The organism is Pseudomonas sp. BCA17 (genome assembly GCF_004519405.1).
In the GTDB taxonomy this organism is placed as follows: Bacteria; Pseudomonadota; Gammaproteobacteria; order Pseudomonadales; family Pseudomonadaceae; genus Aquipseudomonas.
This window is the reverse complement of sequence record NZ_SGWI01000001.1, coordinates 288,422-304,761: the sequence shown is the minus strand read 5'-3', so window position 1 is coordinate 304,761 and position 16,340 is coordinate 288,422. Positions and strand designations below refer to the sequence as shown.

The window sequence follows — 16,340 nt, the reverse complement described above, 5'->3', positions numbered from 1 at the left end:
GCTCTATGCTGCCCAATGAAGAACACGTACAAATCAGCGACGCGGCCCGGCAATTTGCCCAGGAACGCTTGAAACCCTTCGCCGCCGAGTGGGACCGCGAGCACCGTTTTCCCAAGCAGGCCATCGGCGAAATGGCCGAGCTGGGGTTTTTCGGCATGCTGGTGCCGGAGCAGTGGGGCGGTTGCGACACGGGCTACCTCGCTTATGCGATGGCCCTGGAAGAAATCGCCGCCGGTGACGGTGCCTGCTCGACCATCATGAGCGTGCACAACTCGGTGGGCTGCGTGCCGATTCTCACGTTCGGCAACGACCAGCAGAAAGAGCAATTCCTCAAGCCGCTGGCCAGCGGCGCCATGCTCGGCGCCTTCGCATTGACCGAACCCCAGGCCGGCTCCGACGCCAGCAGCCTGAAAACTCGCGCGCGCCTTGAAGGCGATCATTACGTGCTCAACGGCTGCAAACAGTTCATTACCTCCGGGCAGAACGCCGGCATCGTGATCGTGTTTGCGGTCACCGACCCGGCCGCCGGTAAGCGCGGGATCAGCGCATTCATCGTGCCGACCGATTCACCGGGCTACACGGTCGCGCGGGTCGAAGACAAACTCGGCCAGCACGCCTCCGACACCTGCCAGATCCTGTTCGAAGACGTGAAGGTTCCGGTGGGCAACCGTCTGGGCGAGGAGGGCGAAGGCTACAAGATCGCCCTGGCCAACCTCGAAGGTGGCCGCGTGGGCATCGCCTCGCAATCGGTGGGCATGGCCCGCGCTGCGTTTGAAGCGGCACGCGACTATGCGCGTGAACGCGAAAGCTTTGGCAAAGCGCTGATTGAGCATCAGGCCGTGGCGTTCCGTCTGGCCGACATGGCCACGCAAATCGCTGTGGCCCGGCAGATGGTGCATTACGCCGCCGCCCTGCGCGACAGTGGCAAGCCGGCGTTGGTGGAAGCTTCCATGGCCAAGCTGTTTGCCTCGGAAATGGCCGAAAAAGTCTGCTCGGCCGCCTTGCAAACCTTGGGCGGTTACGGTTACCTGAGCGACTTCCCCCTGGAGCGGATCTACCGCGATGTGCGGGTCTGCCAGATCTACGAAGGCACCAGCGATATTCAACGCATGGTCATCTCACGCAATCTTTAAGGAGCCGATACATGAGTTACGAAACCCTCTTGCTCGAAACCCAGGGCCGCGTCGGGCTGATTACCCTCAATCGCCCGCAAGCCCTGAACGCCTTGAACGCGCAGCTGGTCCGCGAATTGAACCAGGCGCTGGATGGCCTGGAAGCCGACCCGAACATTGGTTGCATCGTGTTGACCGGTTCGAAAAAAGCCTTTGCCGCCGGTGCCGATATCAAGGAAATGGCCGAGCTGACCTACCCGCAGATCTACCTGGACGACCTGTTCAGCGACAGCGACCGCGTGGCCAACCGCCGCAAGCCGATCATCGCCGCGGTTAACGGCTTCGCCCTCGGCGGTGGCTGCGAGCTGGCGTTGATGTGCGACTTTATCCTCGCCGGTGACGGCGCCAAGTTCGGCCAACCGGAAATCAACCTCGGCGTGCTGCCCGGCATGGGCGGCACTCAGCGCCTGACCCGTGCGGTGGGTAAGGCCAAGGCCATGGAAATGTGCCTGACCGGACGTTTCATCGATGCCGTCGAAGCGGAGCGTTGCGGGATCGTGGCGCGTGTGGTGCCGGCCGATGAGCTGTTGGAAGAAGCACTGAAAGTAGCGGCGCTGATTGCCGGCAAATCGGTGCCGATCAGCATGATGGTCAAGGAAAGTGTGAACCGTGCGTTTGAAGTGAGCCTGTCCGAAGGCGTGCGCTTCGAGCGTCGCGTCTTCCATGCGGCGTTCGCAACGCAGGATCAGAAGGAAGGCATGGCCGCGTTTGTGGGCAAGCGTGCGCCTGAGTTCAAGGACAAGTAATACGGTTTTCCCTGAGGAAACCCAAGCGGAGTGAGGGAGCGGGCAAGCCCGCTCCCATTATTTTGTGCGTGTTGGTTAGAGCAGGTAGTTCTTCAGTTCCCGTGCAATCACCATGCGCTGAATCTCGCTGGTGCCTTCATAAATCTGCGTGATCCGCGCATCCCGGTAGTAACGCTCCACCGGGTAATCTTCAAGATAGCCATACCCGCCGTGTATCTGCATCGCCGAGGAGCAGACCTTTTCCGCCATTTCCGAGGCAAACAGCTTGGCTTGCGAGGCTTCCGACAGACAGGGCCTGCCGGCACTGCGCAGGCGTGCGGCGTGCAGGATCAGCAAGCGAGCGGCATTGAGTTGGGTCTGCATATCGGCCAGCAGGTTGGCCACGCTCTGGTGTTCGATGATCGCTTTGTTGAATTGCACACGATCACGGGCATAGGCCAGCGCCGCCTCAAACGCGGCACGGGCGATACCCAGGGCTTGGGCGGCAATACCGATACGGCCGCCTTCGAGATTGGACAGGGCAATGGCCAGGCCCTTGCCGCGCTCACCCAGCAGGTTGGCCTCGGGCACGGTGCACTGGTTGAGCGTCACGGCACAGGTGTCCGAGGCGCGAATGCCCATTTTGTGCTCGGTGCGATCGACGACAAAGCCGGGCGTATCGGTGGGCACCAGGAACGCCGAAATACCTTTCTTGCCCAGGTCCGGGTCGGTCACTGCAAAGACAATGGCCAACTGGGCGCGCTTGCCATTGCTGACAAACTGCTTGGCGCCGGTGATCACCCACTGACCGTCGCGCAATTCAGCACGGGTGCGCAGGTTATGGGCTTCGGAACCGGCCTGCGGCTCGGTCAGGCAGAAGCAACCAATCGCCTGGCCGCTGGCAAGGGCAGGCAGCCATGTCTGTTTCTGTGCTTGTGTGCCGAAGTTGAGGATTGGCCCGCAACCCACTGAATTATGGATACTCATCAGTGCGCCCGTGGCGCCATCGCCGGCGGAGATTTCCTCGACCGCCAGGGCATAAGCGACGTAGTCGACATAGGTGCCGCCCCATTCTTCGGGGACCACCATGCCCAGCAGGCCCAATTCGCCCATCTTCGCCACCAGCGTGTCGTCGATCCAGCCGGCTTTCTCCCATGCCTGGGCATGCGGGGCGATTTCACCACGGGCGAAGTCGCGGGCCATGTCGCGGATCATCACTTGTTCTTCAGTGTATTCAAGATCTTGCATGGCTTATCTCGCAACTTGCATGAAGTGGTGGAAAAAGCTCTCGACGTGGCGGCTGTCCAGGTCGTGGAGTGTCGCAGGGTTCCAGCGAGGGGCCTTGTCTTTGTCGATGATCAGGGCGCGCACGCCTTCGATCAGATCGCCTCGTTCGAACCACTGTCGATCCAGGTGCAACTCCAGTGCAAAGCACTGTTCCAGCGGCAGATGACGACCACGGCGCAGCATTTGCAGGGTGACGGCCATCGCCAGTGGCGAACGGGTTTGCATCAGGTTGGCGGTGGTCAGCGCCCACTCGTGGCTATCGGCGACGGTCACGGCTTGCAGTTGCTCGACAATGCTGGGTATGTCCGGCAATGCGAAAAAATGGTCGATGGCGGGGCGCAAGGCCGCCAGTGGCGGATCGGGCAATTGCTGTACCGCGAGCTTGGCAAGTACGCCTTGCAGATCCTTGAGCGGGGAGTCGTGCCATTTCAGGTTATCGAGCTGCTGGTCCAGTTCGGCCAGCCTGGCGCTGTCGAGGTGCCAGTCGGCCAAGCCGCAATACAGGGCGTCGGCTGCGCGGATCTGGATCCCGGTGACGCCGAGGTAAATCCCCAGTTCACCGGGAATACGCGACAGGAAATAGCTGCCACCCACGTCCGGGAAGTAACCGATGGCCACCTCGGGCATCGCCAGGCGGCTGCGTTCGGTGACTACGCGCAGATCTGCGCCTTGCACCAGGCCCATGCCGCCGCCCAGGACGTAGCCGTCCATAAGCGCGAGCACGGGTTTGCGGTAGCGGTGGATAGCCAGGTCGAGGGCGTATTCCTCGACGAAGAAGTCTTCGTGCAGGGTGTCGCCGCTCTTGAAGCTGTCATACAGGGAGCGGATGTCGCCCCCGGCGCAGAAAGCTTTATCGCCGGCACCGCGCAGTACCACGGCGAATACCTGCGGGTCATCGGCCCATGCCTGCAATTGCGACGTCAGGCGCCGCACCATGTTCAGGGTAATGGCATTCAAGCCTTCGGGGCGATTGAGGGTGAGGTGACCAATGTGGTTGCGGACCTCGATCACTACCTCTTCCTGAAGACTATCAGCGCTGCATGCTTCGGATGAAACCTGAGCAGTCATCTCTAACTCCCTGCTTTTATTGTTCTTTATCAAGATATTCGCGGGCGAACCATCTCGTGATCGTACCAGTGCAAATTTGCCCAGTACAACCCGGAATCCTGCAGGTCGTTTTTGCATTTATGCAGCAGCGATCACCCCGGGCGATTGGCGAGGACTTCGCCGATACTGCGCCGTCGTGCATGGCTCTGGGCCGCGTGAATCAGTTGTTCAAGCTCAGTGGGTTCAACGTCGTAAAACTGCTCCATTTCGGCCAGGGCGAGCTTCAGGTCTGCCGCGCTGATCATGGGGTCGATCACTTGGGCAGCGCTGCTCGCCACCGCTATGGGCGACTCGGCCAACCCTTTGGGATAACGCGTACGGGTGGCATTGTTGTAGGCCAGTGCGCACGCCAGCAGCGCGCCCGCGCCGAGCATGACGGGGCCCAGTTCCTGCCAGCCGAGGGCGATGGAGGCCGGGTCAGCCAGTACCAGCGTCATCGCCAGGCCGCCGGCGGGTGGGTGCAGGCAGCGCAGCCAGCAGATCAGCACAACGGTCATGCCCGCCGCGAGGCAGGCACTGCCCAACGTACGCCCCAATACGCGGGCCACCAGTAGCGCTACGACAGCGGCACACAGGTAACTGCCGATGATTGACCATGGCTGGGCCAGCGCCCCCGACGATACGGCAAACAACAGCACGGCGGAGGCGCCCAGCGGCCCCAGCAGATGCAAGGCGACGTCCATGCCAAACACCTGGGCGCACATCCATACACTGAGCAGCGTGCCCAGGGCCATGCCGATAGCGGCGCGACTCCATTCAGCGGGTCGGGTATTGATTGCAGCGGGTAACCAGCGAGCGAGCATTTAAAATGGGTCCATAAACAGCGGGCGAAAAAAAAGGCCTGCCTGGTTTTCAGGAAAAGCCTTCGGAACGTTCCAGAACGTGGGGGAGGAACCTGTGCAGTCTGCCTGCCTTGATACAATGTCGCCAATGCATATTGATGAGGGTTGAGTGCAAAATTAATGCAGTCAAAGCACCTCATCGTAACGGATTGAGGGCGCTTTGTACCCGGCCGGGGTACCGGTGCCGCCCAACACGCGGCGGTAAGCTTCTTCGTTGAACAAGCGCTTTTGCAGGTCCTCCCGCAGCACCGGGTCGTCGGCCAACGGCCCTTTCAACGCCACCAGCGCATCACGTAGCCCCATCAGCCGGTCCAGCCTCGGTACCGGTATATGCAATAGATCCTCTCGCACGGCATTGCCCTCTCATTGAGTACGCCACTGTGTGTCGAGTGGCCTACAGCGTCCTTGTTGTTATACCGGGCGTTTAGACCCGTATGCCGGGATGGCGGGGTAGTAGATAGTTATGCACCTGGCAAGCGAGTCTACATTTGGGACCCAGCCGCCGGAAGGGACAGTGCCCCGGCCGTTACGCAAAGCACCGTAGGTGTTTTCTTGGTGGGCATAATGAAAAACGCCCACTCCTCAGGGAGTGGGCGTTGTTTCTTACGGGACCTTTGGAAACGTCATCAAGGCGACGACGTTTTTGCCAGATGCAGCAGCACATAGGGGTTCTTGTCGAATGCCCCAATGAAGGTCGGCGTGATCGAGCGCAGGCGTGGTTCCGTCAAGCTTTCGAAGTCCGCCTGGCTCATCACTAACCAGGCGGGTGCCTGGATCAATGCCAGTTCCGCAGGCAGCTGGGTAAACAACGGCACCTTGTCACAATCAAAGTTGACCATGAACTTGATGGCCTTGGCGTCTTTACCCAAGCCATGCAATACCAGCGGAGCCGGTTGCTCCAGGATCCGGGCTTTGGCCGCAAGGGTGAAGCTGCGAGTGTCATAGAGCGAACGCTCCAATGGCTCGACCACCACAATGTAGGTCGTCCAAATGGCCAGCACCGCAGCCAGCGCCGGACCGAACGGACGCAGGTGAGCCTTGGCCAACGTCACCAGTGCCAACACCTGGAGCACACCCAGTACTGTGAAGATCGGGCCCAGGCTGTCCAGCTCCGCCGGGTAACGTTTGCGTGCAACCACCAGGCCGATGGCCAACAGCGCCGGCAACAGCGTCCAGATGCCCAGCATCAAACCGCGCAACCCGGCGAAGAGTCGTCCTTGAGTCACCTGGAAAGGGTACGCGGCGATGATGGCCGCCATCGGCAACATCGGCAGGATATAACGTGCTTTTTTGGCTTGCGGTACCGACAGCCCGAGCATTACCAGCAAACCTGCCGCCGCGCAGTAGAGCACCAGCTTCAACGCCGGGTCAGGAGCTCGACGACCTCCGGCCACGATGGCCAACAGCACCAGCAGCGCTACCGGGTAAGCCAAGGCGTAGTTGCCCATGGAACTGGTGAAGTAATACAGCACGCCGCTGGAACCTTCGGTGCCATCCATGCGGCCGAGGAACTGCATGCGAATGACGTCCTGCATGAACACTTCACCGCCGCTGAGCTTGGCCAGCAGCAACAACAGCCCCACACAGGCGCCCAGCAGGGCCAGTGCGAACAGGCCAAAGCTGAACAGTTGCCGCCATTGGCGGTTGATCAGGTAATAGCTGCACAGCACGCCGGTAGGGATCACCAGGCCGATCGGCCCGCGAATGGCAAAACCGAGGATCAGCAGCGGAAACACCCAATACAGGCGTTTCGCCGCGCCGAAATGGTCATGGGCGTACCCCAGGTAGAACACCGCCAGTGCGACAGCGGCGAGCATCTGGTCCAGGGAGACCGCACGGGTTTCGCTGATAAACGTGCTGCTGAGCAGCAACATCGCAATGCTCAGCACACCCCATCGCGTGGAGTAGGGGGCTGTCAGGCGAAACACCAGGATGACAATCAATGCCGAGGCAACGGCCGTCGGCAGCCATGCGGTGAGGCTGGTGACCTGGCCCAGCGGCAAGGACAACAGCCAGGTCAGCAGGGTCGAGGTCGCCAGGTAATCGGCATACGGCTGGCCGTAGGTCGTGGGGAAAAAGCTCGGCCCATGGCGCAGCATTTCCTGGGCAAACACTACAAAGCGCGAGTCGAAACCGATGATCGCCTGGTGCCAATTGCCGGCGAGGAACAGCACCAGTGCCAAGAGCCCAAGCCCCAGCGACTGGTAACGGATCGTTGCATTCAGCAGGGGCGGTTGAGCTTTGTTCACGTATCAGCCTTCCTTGGCCTGTGGGACCCAGTTTTGCTGGGGAATCGGCAACTCGCAGGAGTCACCCCGGCCCATTGGGAAATATTTGAAGCCTTTGCGGGCCAGGCGCTCACCGTCGTACAGGTTGCGACCGTCGAAAATCACCGGGTTTTTCAGGCGCTGCTGGATCAGATCGAAGTCCGGCGCCTTGAACTGCTGCCATTCGGTGCAGACGATCAGGGCCTCGGCGCCGCTCAAGGCGGATTCCGGGGTACCCAGGAGGGTCAGGCGTGATTCATCGCCATAAATGCGCTGAGTTTCCTGCATGGCTTCCGGGTCGAATGCTCGCACATTGGCGCCGGCGGCCCAGAGGGCTTCCATCAGTACGCGGCTTGGAGCATCGCGCATGTCATCGGTGTTGGGCTTGAACGCCAGGCCCCACAACGCGAAGGTCTTGCCCTTCAGTTCGCCCTTGAAGTAAGCGTTGATACGCTCGAACAGCTTGCTCTTCTGGCGCTGGTTGATGGCTTCCACCGCTTCAAGCAGGTCGCTGGAGCAGTTGGCTTCCTTGGCGCTGTGGATCAGGGCGCGCATATCCTTGGGGAAGCACGAACCGCCGTAGCCGCAGCCCGGGTAGATGAAGTGGTAACCAATGCGCGAGTCGGCACCAATCCCCAAACGCACCGCTTCGATGTCGGCGCCCAGGTGTTCGGCCAGTTCGGCGATCTGGTTGATGAAGCTGATCTTGGTGGCCAGCATGCAGTTGGCGGCGTACTTGGTCAGTTCGGCGCTGCGCAGGTCCATGAAGATGATGCGGTCGTGGTTGCGGTTGAACGGCGCGTACAGGTCGCGCATCACTTCACGCACTTCTTCGCGTTCGCAGCCAATGATGATGCGGTCCGGGCGGCGGCAGTCGGCAACGGCCGAGCCTTCCTTGAGGAATTCCGGGTTGGAGACGATATCGAACTCCAGGTGGCGGCCGGCAATGCGCAGGTTCTTCTCGATATGGGCGCGCAGCGTGTCGCCGGTGCCGACCGGCACAGTCGACTTCTCCACCAGGATCACCGGCTCCACACGATGGCGGGAAACCGCGTCGCCTACCGACAGTACATATTTCAGGTCAGCCGAACCGTCTTCGTCCGAAGGCGTGCCTACGGCGATGAACAGCACTTCACCGTGTTCAACGGCCAGTTTTTCATCATAGGTAAAGTGCAGGCGGCCGCTTTCCAGGTTTTCCTTGACCATGGCTGCCAGGCCCGGTTCAAAGATCGTCACGTGGCCTTTCTGGAGCGATTCGACCTTGCTCTTGTCAACGTCCATGCAGATGACATCGTGACCGACTTCGGCCAAAACGGTGGCTTGCACCAGACCGACGTAACCACTACCAAATACACTGATTTTCATGAGGCATTCCTGGGACTTATGCTGCTAGCACGACGAGAGTTGATGACCAGTACACCGAGGATGACCAACGCCACCCCCAGGGTTTTTGAAAGCGAAAAATGTTCGTTGAACACCGGCAGGCTGGCGGCCAATAAGTACACCAGTGCATAACTGATACTGAGCAACGAATAGGCGCGGCCCAAGGGCAGGTCTTTGAGTGCCCCGAGCCAGCAGAGCATCGATAGCGCGTAGGCGATGATCGCCAGGATCACCACACCCAGGGCGCCAAGGTCGATAGCGTTGTGATTGAAGGCCGTCAGCCATTCAGTGGGCAGCGGCAGGCGTGTCATGCTCCAGCGCATGCCCAACTGGGCTGCGCTGACCAGGCCGACGCTCCCCAGGGCCAGGGCAAAACCACGCGCCTGGCTCATACCTGGCGCCCCAGCAATACAACGCCGGCGATGACCAGCGCGACACCCAGCCAGTGACGGCCATCGATATGTTCGTGAAACACAAAGTGAGCCATCAGCGTGACCAGAACGAAGTTCAGGCTGAGCATGGGGTAGGCGATACCGACTTCCAGGCGTTGCAGAACCAGCAGCCACACCAGCAAACCCAGGCCCAGGCAAAACAGCGCCGACCACAACCACGGTGAGCGCAGTTTCAGTGCCCAACCCTCTGGCAGATCGCGCCAACTTTCGACGGCAAACTTTTGCGAGACCTGGCCCATGCAGGTGAGCAGACAGGCGCTCAGCAATAGAAGCAGTGTGATCATTGCGAGACCTGAGGGAAGATCATGATCATGATATTGCCTTGTTCGTAGCGCTTGCCGTCTTTGGGCAGCAGCTCGACTTCGGCGACTTCGTCTTCACCCTTGACCCGCATTACCACGCCCACGGCGCCTTGCTTGCGCGCATCACTCATCCATTGCTGGACTTGGGTGGGGTCGATCTTGCGGTAGGCGGTGTCCGGGTAGGCAAGGCCGTATTTCACTTCACCTACCGTGTTGTAGAGGGTGACTTGCGGGCGGGCCAGGCGCCAGGACAAGGCCGAGGCCGCGCCCAGGTCATTGCTCAGCAATGCGGTGGTCGGTTGCAGTTCCTGCAGGTGATCGATGATGAACTGGTCCGGCGTCTTGTTATAAACCACCGAATGCGGCAACGCAGCCGGGACCAGCGCCACCAGCAGCCAGCTGCCGACGACGGGGGCGGCCCACAGCGTCAAAGGCCGTACGGCTTGCAACAGGTTCACGACGATCCAACCGAACAGGAAGGTAAACACCAGCACCAGGCTGAGGGTTTCCTGCCCGGGTTCATACACCGGCTTTTTCAATTGGAACCAGCTGATCGCCAGCAAGGCCACGAAGCCGATGACCAGGTTCAACCCACCGTTGATACGCAATGCACGCGCCTTGCCTGCGGCAAGTTTGTCGCTCAGGGTCGACCCCATCAACAGCGCCAGCGGTAACAGGCACGGCATGATGTAGGACGGCAGCTTGCCCTTGGCCAGGCTGAAGAATGCCAGGGGCATCAACAGCCACAACAGCAGGAATGCAGTCTTTGGCAGGCGCTTTTCCACCCAGGCCTGTTTGACCGTGGACGGCAGCAGGGCGATCCAGGGCAGCGAGAACGCGACCATCAATGGCAGGTAATACCAGAACGGTTCTGCATGTTGCGCATCTTCACCGGCAAAACGCTGGATATGTTCATGCCAGAAGAAGAAGTTCCAGTAGTCGGGCTCCTGCAGATGCACGGCCAATGCCCAGGGCACGCTGACGACGATGGCCACGACCACGGCCACGACGCCGTAACCCAGCAATTGGCCCATGCGTTTCTGCCAAATGGCGTAGGGCAGGGCGATCAGCACCGGCAGTAACCACGCCAGGAAGCCCTTGGTCATGAAGCCCATGCCGCAGGCGACACCGAGCAAGGCCCAGGCCCCCATGCGGCCAGCGCGAGTGGTGCTGTCGAAGCAGAACCAGAGCGCAGCGCCTGTCAGGTTGACCCAGAAGGTGAACTGCGGGTCCAGGTTGGCATAACCGCCGAGCAGGGCCACGCTGACGAAGCTCATGTACAGCACGGTGCTGACCAGGCTTTTCTGCGGGTCGTTCCACAGCCGACGCGAGACCAGATACACCAGCAGGATGCTCAGCCCGGTACTCAAGGCTGAAGCAAAACGCACGCCGAACAGGTTCTGTCCGAAAATCGCCTGGCCCAGCGCGATCATCCAGTAGCCGGCGGCGGGTTTTTCGAAGTAGCGAATGCCCATGAAGTGCGGCGAGGCCCATTTGCCGGTCAGCAGCATTTCCTGGCTGATCTGCGCATAGCGGGTTTCATCGGGAATCCACAGGCCGTGGGTGGCCAGCGGTATCAGGTAAAACACGCCAAACGCCAACAGGAGCAGGGGCAATGCCCAGCGCCGGATCATGCCTGCTGCACTCCGAGCCAGCCTTCTCGGCCGCTCAACACACCGCGCACCAGTTGTTGCTGGGGCAGGGTGGTCACATCCGCAGGCAACAGGTCGCCCAGAGGTTTGAAGTCGATGCCGCGCTGCTCGGCTTGGGCGAGCAACTGGCGGAAATCATCAGCCATCAGAATCCCTTCTACCTCTGCATGGATCGTGTAGACATTCAGTTTCGACGGGGAAAACCGGTCAAGAATGAAACTGTTGAAATCTTTGGCAGCCACTACCGGCCCGACGACTTCGTCGAAGGTCGGCAGGTCTACCGGAATTTGTGGGGTGCCCGCGCTGCCATCGGCCAAGGTCGGTCGAAACAGGCTGGTGCCCCGGCAATCGCTGTTGTAGCGAAAGTTGAAGCTTTGTTTGGCTTGCACCACGCGTTCATCGGCACGCCAGCCGGCAGCCGCTGAACAATCGACGCGCTCGCCCAGGATGTCGCTCAGGGTATCGACGCCACGGCGGATCTGTTCGACCAGCTGTGCATCGCTCCAACGCCCGGTATTGGCCTGCCAGCCGTGGTGATCCCACGCATGCAGGCCGACTTCATGGCCGGCGGCCTTGGCCTGGCGCATCAGATGCCCCAGGTCACGCCCGATCGGCTTGCCCGGCCAGGCGGTGCCGGCGAGCAGGATATCCCAGCCATACAACCCGGCAGCATTGGAGCGCAGCATCTTCCACAGGAATTGCGGACGGATGAGGCGCCACAAGTGGCGCCCCATGTTGTCCGGCCCAACGCTGAAGAAGAACGTCGCTTTTACCCCGGCTTCATCCAGGGATTTGAGCAACCGCGGCACACCTTCACGGGTGCCGCGGTAGGTGTCGACGTCAATGCGAAGACCTGCCTGCATTACTTTTTGTCCGCGATTTCGAGCATGGCTTCACGCAGGAAGAAGTCCAGGGTGTTGCCGATGGTTTCGCTCATTTCCACGGTCGGCTCCCAGTTCAGCAGGCGCTTGGCGTTTTCGATGCTTGGCTTGCGGTGTGCCACGTCCTGGTAACCGGTACCGTAGAACGCCTTGCTCTCTACGTCGCGGAAACCGGCGAACGGGGGGAAGTTGCCACGCAGCGGGTGAGCTTCGAACTGACGCAGCAGCTCTTCGCCCAACTGACGGATGCTGGCTTCGTTTTCCGGGTTGCCGATGTTGACGATCTGGCCGTCGCAGACACCATTTTCGTTATCAATGATGCGTGCCAGGGCTTCGATGCCGTCAGCGATGTCAGTGAAGCAACGCTTCTGCTCGCCACCGTCGAACAGACGGATCGGGGTGCCTTCCACCAGGTTCAGGATCAGCTGGGTGATGGCACGGGAGCTGCCGATACGGGCCGAGTCCAGGCGGTCCAGGCGCGGGCCCATCCAGTTGAACGGACGGAACAGGGTGAACTTCAGGCCTTTGTCGCCGTAGGCCCAGATCACGCGGTCCAGCAGTTGCTTGGAGACCGAGTAGATCCAGCGCTGCTTGTTGACCGGACCTACCACAAGGTTCGAGGTGTCTTCGTCGAAGTACTGGTCCTGGCACATGCCATAGACTTCGGAGGTCGACGGGAAGATCACGCGCTTGTTGTACTTGACGCAGTAGCGAACCAGTTTCAGGTTCTCTTCGAAGTCCAGTTCGAATACGCGCAGCGGGTTGCGGGTGTATTCGATCGGCGTGGCGATGGCCACCAGCGGCAGTACCACGTCGCACTTCTTGATGTGGTATTCGATCCACTCGGAGTGAATGCTGATGTCACCTTCCACATAGTGGAAGTTCGGGTGGCTGCGCAGGCGCTCGATGGCGTCGGAACCGATGTCCAGGCCGTAGATTTCGTAACGGTCGTCACGCAGCAGGCGCTCGGACAGGTGGTTACCGATGAAACCGTTCACACCCAGGATCAGTACGCGGGTACGACGTGGCTTGCGGCCGGACTCGGCGCCGCGCAGCACGGAACCGTCCACCAGGCCCAATTCGTCAGCCAGGGAAGGGCCGGCCAGGTACAGGCCGTTTTCGTTGCGCTGACCGAACTTGACCACCAGGGAATCTTCACCACAGGCGATGCGCAGCGGGTTGACGCTGATCACACGGCCTGGCGCCAGGCCTTCATTGCCCTTGACCACATCGGCTTGCCAAACGATCAGTTTGTGCTCGCCCACGGCACAGAAGGCGCCCGGATAAGGTTGAGTGACGGCACGAACCAGGTTGAACAGTTCTTCAGCCGGCTTTTTCCAGTCCAGCTTGCCATCGGCAGCGGTGCGGCGGCCGAAGTAGGTGGCCTGGCTTTCGTCCTGGGCGGTTTCAGTCAATTTGCCCTGGGCCAGTTGTGGCAGGGCGTCGCGCAGCAGGTTGGTGGCCGCTTCACGCAGTTTGGCGTGCAGGGTCAGGCCTGTATCGGTGCGGTCGATGACGACTTTCTGCTGGGCCAGGATCGCGCCGGCATCGGCGCGCTTGACCATGCGGTGCAGGGTCACGCCGGTTTCGGTTTCGCCGTTTACCAGCACCCAGTTGGCCGGGGCGCGGCCACGGTATTTAGGCAGCAGCGAACCGTGCAGGTTGAACGCGCCTTTGCTGGCGGTGGCCAGCAGTGGCTCGCTCAGCAGGTTGCGGTAGTAGAAGGAAAAGATGAAGTCCGGGTTCAGCTTGGCGATGCGCTCGATCCACAGAGGGTGGTTGGCGTCTTCCGGAGCGTGTACCGGAATGCCATTGCGTGCGCAGAGCTGGGCGACGGAACCGTAGAAATTGTTTTCCTTGGGGTCGTCGGCATGGGTGAACACGGCAGCAATGTCATAGCCGGCGGTCAGCAGGGCTTCAATGCCTGCACAGCCAATATCGTGGTAAGCGAAGACAACAGCTTTTGAATTCATGACGAAACCTGATCGGAAGGAGAAGTGGAAGTGTGAGAAGTTGCCAGGCCGTCGACCACGACGACCGGAGCAGGTGCTGCGGGTTGGTTGCGCAGCACTTTTTCGATAAAGAACCGTGGGCGGGCACGGACGTCACTGTACATGCGTCCCAGGTATTCGCCCAAGAGGCCCATGCCGATGAATTGACCACCGGTGAACACGAACAGCACGGCGAACAGCACGAACATGCCTGAACCGGCCCATTCGGCACCGAACACCAGGCGCAGGAAGATCAACGCGAAGGCAAACAGCATACCCAGCGCCGCCAGGCTGAAGCCGACGATGGACAGCAGGCGCAACGGCGTGGTGGTCATGCAGGTCAGCAGGTCGAACATCAGGCTGATCAAGCGCATGGCGCTGTATTTCGACTCGCCATGCTCACGCTCGGCGTGGTGCACCAGGATTTCCGTGGTGTGGCGGGCAAAGCCGTTGGCCAGGATTGGGATGAAGGTGCTGCGCTCGCGGCAGGCCAGCATCGCGTCGACGATGGTGCGGCGATAGGCACGCAGCATGCAGCCGTAGTCGGTCATGGCCACGCCGGTGGAGCGTTGCACGGCCAGGTTGATCAGGCGCGAAGGCCAGCGGCGGAAGGCCGAGTCCTGGCGGTTGTTGCGCACGGTCGCGACCACGTCGTAGCCGAGGGCGGCCTGCTCTACCAGGCGCGGGATTTCTTCCGGCGGGTTCTGCAGGTCGGCGTCGAGGGTAATCACCACATCGCCACGGCACTGCTCGAAACCGGCCATGATCGCCGCGTGCTGGCCGTAGTTACGGTTGAGGATTACCGCAACCACGTTGCTGCCGTCTTCAGCGGCGGCGTCTTCCAGCAATTGGGCCGAACTGTCACGACTACCGTCATCCACCAGGATGATTTCGTATTTATAGGCCAGTTGCTTGCAAGCGGCCGTCGTGCGACGCAGCAATTCAGGCAAGCTGTCTTGTTCGTTGTAGACCGGGATAACGATCGACACGAGATCAATAGGGTAGGGTTTCAAAGATTCAAGACCTCGGGGCTAGAGCAATTGGAGCGTGAAAACAGCAGTAATCCGGACTGATGCACAGCGGGCAGATTAGACGTAGCGTGGGATTGCGGCATTCATTTGACTTTCCTGAAAACGGGCACGAGTTTCTTCCATGAGCTAGCAGAGTAAAGACGGAATATATGAAAGGTAAAGCCGAATCAACAGGTTAGTCGGGAAAAACGCGGTTTTTTCTCAAGTCCTGCGCCAAGGTTAAGCGGAAAAATGTTCAACGAATATGAAAGGCATATGAAAAACTCGTTTTTTTCACAAATAGACAGCCAGGGTTCAGCTAAGTAGCTGACAGGCCAAGGGATAGGTTCCCAAGGCAATCGCTTGGCGATTTTAACCGACATTCAAGAATCTTCTCTGCATTGGCCCTCAAGTGCCGGTAAAGTAAGCCATCTCTTGCCAGGGTACTCGGATGAATAGCGTGCAGCTCTTTAGCGGCCGGTTACGGCCCGCCTTGATGGGATCGTTGATGGGGTTATTGATGAGCGTGGCCGGTGTCACAACCGTGCGCGCCGACGACGGCGTCACGCTTACCACGATCGACCAGGTGCCGGAAGGCGTCGAGGTCCGTGGCAAACAGGTCGCCGCTTTTACCTGGGACGACCGCCAGGGTAAAAACCTGCTGGTACTCGCCGAACAGGTCAGCGAGCGGGACGATGACGGTACTCAGTCGGCCTTTGTCTACGCCGCCCAGTATTTGCTGGATGGCAGCCACCCCAAACGGGTCTGGATGCTCTACGACGATGTACAGCATTGCGAGTTCGATGCCGGGCTGCGGTTTGACATGGCTGCCACCAAAGTCACCGACCTTGCGGGTGACGGCGTCACCCAGGCCACGGTGGGCTATTCGCGTACCTGCACCAGCGATGTCAGCCCCCGTGAATTCAAGCTGATCATGCATGCGGGTAAATCCCGGAAATACCGTTTGCGCGGCGTCGATCGCGTGGGTGCGAGCTGGTGGGACGAGGAGGCCGGTGCGCTGCGCGGCATGCCGCTGCCCAAGGATTGCAGCGTTGCCGCACAACAGGCGCTGGTGAGCCAATACAAGGAGCAGGGCACCGAACTGCCGCTGCCGGGCTGTTACAGCGACGAGAAGGACTTCGACAAGGCGCCGGACAGCTACCTGGCATTCATGCGCCAGCATTGGTTTGCCCTGATGCAGGCCCAAGATGCCGATTGGAGCCAGTCACAGACCCAACCCCAGGACCCGGTCGAGGACGAACAATAGCG

General features: G+C 60.4%; 15 protein-coding genes. 3 read left to right on the top strand and 12 right to left on the bottom strand.

Going from position 1 to position 16,340, the window contains the following annotated elements; translation table 11 throughout:
• Positions 1-5: 5 nt before the first annotated feature.
• Both EXW71_RS01235 and EXW71_RS01230 read left to right on the top strand, forming a co-directional pair.
• Positions 6-1,133 (top strand): acyl-CoA dehydrogenase, encoded by a 1,128-nt coding sequence (locus tag EXW71_RS01235; protein WP_134657260.1) that lies wholly within the window; start codon positions 6-8, stop codon positions 1,131-1,133.
• 11 nt (positions 1,134-1,144) lie between these two features.
• A complete protein-coding gene (locus tag EXW71_RS01230) occupies positions 1,145-1,918 on the top strand; it encodes an enoyl-CoA hydratase (protein ID WP_134657259.1) in 774 nt (257 codons plus the stop codon).
• A gap of 75 nt (positions 1,919-1,993) precedes the next feature.
• Here the strand turns inward: EXW71_RS01230 and EXW71_RS01225 are convergent, their stop codons facing one another.
• From EXW71_RS01225 to arnC, 12 genes are all read right to left on the bottom strand, one after another.
• Positions 1,994-3,145 (bottom strand): acyl-CoA dehydrogenase family protein, encoded by a 1,152-nt coding sequence (locus tag EXW71_RS01225; RefSeq protein WP_134657258.1) that lies wholly within the window; start codon positions 3,143-3,145, stop codon positions 1,994-1,996.
• A 3-nt stretch (positions 3,146-3,148) separates the two neighbouring features.
• On the bottom strand, positions 3,149-4,252 hold the full coding sequence (locus EXW71_RS01220; protein ID WP_134657257.1) for an enoyl-CoA hydratase/isomerase family protein: 1,104 nt from the start codon (positions 4,250-4,252) through the stop codon (positions 3,149-3,151).
• A gap of 131 nt (positions 4,253-4,383) precedes the next feature.
• Positions 4,384-5,094, bottom strand: a complete 711-nt coding sequence (locus EXW71_RS01215) for an HPP family protein (protein WP_134657256.1) — start codon at positions 5,092-5,094, stop codon at positions 4,384-4,386.
• A gap of 165 nt (positions 5,095-5,259) precedes the next feature.
• Positions 5,260-5,448 carry a hypothetical protein gene (locus EXW71_RS01210; protein ID WP_256657084.1) on the bottom strand — a complete coding sequence of 63 codons (189 nt, stop codon included), beginning with the start codon at positions 5,446-5,448 and terminating at the stop codon, positions 5,260-5,262.
• A gap of 311 nt (positions 5,449-5,759) precedes the next feature.
• Positions 5,760-7,382 carry a glycosyltransferase family 39 protein gene (locus EXW71_RS01205; RefSeq protein ID WP_134657255.1) on the bottom strand — a complete coding sequence of 541 codons (1,623 nt, stop codon included), beginning with the start codon at positions 7,380-7,382 and terminating at the stop codon, positions 5,760-5,762.
• Positions 7,383-7,385: 3 nt separating this feature from the next.
• Positions 7,386-8,765: a UDP-glucose/GDP-mannose dehydrogenase family protein gene (locus tag EXW71_RS01200; RefSeq protein WP_123718397.1), complete on the bottom strand. Its 1,380-nt coding sequence runs from the start codon at positions 8,763-8,765 to the stop codon at positions 7,386-7,388.
• Positions 8,762-9,175, bottom strand: coding sequence for a 4-amino-4-deoxy-L-arabinose-phosphoundecaprenol flippase subunit ArnF (gene arnF / locus EXW71_RS01195; protein WP_123718396.1), 414 nt, complete (start codon positions 9,173-9,175; stop codon positions 8,762-8,764). Before arnF ends, EXW71_RS01200 begins: the two co-directional genes overlap by 4 nt.
• Positions 9,172-9,519, bottom strand: a complete 348-nt coding sequence (gene arnE, locus EXW71_RS01190; RefSeq protein ID WP_123718395.1) for a 4-amino-4-deoxy-L-arabinose-phosphoundecaprenol flippase subunit ArnE — start codon at positions 9,517-9,519, stop codon at positions 9,172-9,174. Before arnE ends, arnF begins: the two co-directional genes overlap by 4 nt.
• On the bottom strand, positions 9,516-11,171 hold the full coding sequence (arnT, locus tag EXW71_RS01185) for a lipid IV(A) 4-amino-4-deoxy-L-arabinosyltransferase (RefSeq protein WP_134657254.1): 1,656 nt from the start codon (positions 11,169-11,171) through the stop codon (positions 9,516-9,518). The genes arnE and arnT overlap by 4 nt, the downstream gene beginning before the upstream one ends.
• The gene (gene arnD / locus EXW71_RS01180; protein WP_134657253.1) at positions 11,168-12,052 is read right to left on the bottom strand and encodes a 4-deoxy-4-formamido-L-arabinose-phosphoundecaprenol deformylase; all 885 of its coding nucleotides are present in this window, start codon (positions 12,050-12,052) and stop codon (positions 11,168-11,170) included. The genes arnT and arnD overlap by 4 nt, the downstream gene beginning before the upstream one ends.
• Positions 12,052-14,043 (bottom strand): bifunctional UDP-4-amino-4-deoxy-L-arabinose formyltransferase/UDP-glucuronic acid oxidase ArnA, encoded by a 1,992-nt coding sequence (gene arnA / locus EXW71_RS01175; protein WP_123718392.1) that lies wholly within the window; start codon positions 14,041-14,043, stop codon positions 12,052-12,054. Before arnA ends, arnD begins: the two co-directional genes overlap by 1 nt.
• Complete coding sequence (arnC, locus tag EXW71_RS01170) at positions 14,040-15,074, bottom strand: undecaprenyl-phosphate 4-deoxy-4-formamido-L-arabinose transferase (protein WP_123718391.1); 1,035 nt, start codon at positions 15,072-15,074, stop codon at positions 14,040-14,042. The genes arnA and arnC overlap by 4 nt, the downstream gene beginning before the upstream one ends.
• 448 nt (positions 15,075-15,522) lie before the next feature.
• Between arnC and EXW71_RS01165 the strand changes: the two genes are divergently transcribed.
• Positions 15,523-16,338, top strand: coding sequence for a M949_RS01915 family surface polysaccharide biosynthesis protein (locus EXW71_RS01165; RefSeq protein WP_134657252.1), 816 nt, complete (start codon positions 15,523-15,525; stop codon positions 16,336-16,338).
• Positions 16,339-16,340: the final 2 nt, after the last annotated feature.

Bases quoted from the DNA above. Each gene is read 5' to 3' on its own strand.
- EXW71_RS01235 (WP_134657260.1), top strand. From the start codon at position 6: ATGCTGCCCAATGAAGAACACGTACAAATCAGCGACGCGGCCCGGCAA.
- EXW71_RS01230 (WP_134657259.1), top strand. From the start codon at position 1,145: ATGAGTTACGAAACCCTCTTGCTCGAAACCCAGGGCCGCGTCGGGCTG.
- EXW71_RS01225 (WP_134657258.1), bottom strand. From the start codon at position 3,145: ATGCAAGATCTTGAATACACTGAAGAACAAGTGATGATCCGCGACATG.
- EXW71_RS01220 (WP_134657257.1), bottom strand. From the start codon at position 4,252: ATGACTGCTCAGGTTTCATCCGAAGCATGCAGCGCTGATAGTCTTCAG.
- EXW71_RS01215 (WP_134657256.1), bottom strand. From the start codon at position 5,094: ATGCTCGCTCGCTGGTTACCCGCTGCAATCAATACCCGACCCGCTGAA.
- EXW71_RS01200 (WP_123718397.1), bottom strand. From the start codon at position 8,765: ATGAAAATCAGTGTATTTGGTAGTGGTTACGTCGGTCTGGTGCAAGCC.
- arnF (WP_123718396.1), bottom strand. From the start codon at position 9,175: ATGAGCCAGGCGCGTGGTTTTGCCCTGGCCCTGGGGAGCGTCGGCCTG.
- arnE (WP_123718395.1), bottom strand. From the start codon at position 9,519: ATGATCACACTGCTTCTATTGCTGAGCGCCTGTCTGCTCACCTGCATG.
- arnT (WP_134657254.1), bottom strand. From the start codon at position 11,171: ATGATCCGGCGCTGGGCATTGCCCCTGCTCCTGTTGGCGTTTGGCGTG.
- arnD (WP_134657253.1), bottom strand. From the start codon at position 12,052: ATGCAGGCAGGTCTTCGCATTGACGTCGACACCTACCGCGGCACCCGT.
- arnA (WP_123718392.1), bottom strand. From the start codon at position 14,043: ATGAATTCAAAAGCTGTTGTCTTCGCTTACCACGATATTGGCTGTGCA.
- EXW71_RS01165 (WP_134657252.1), top strand. From the start codon at position 15,523: ATGAATAGCGTGCAGCTCTTTAGCGGCCGGTTACGGCCCGCCTTGATG.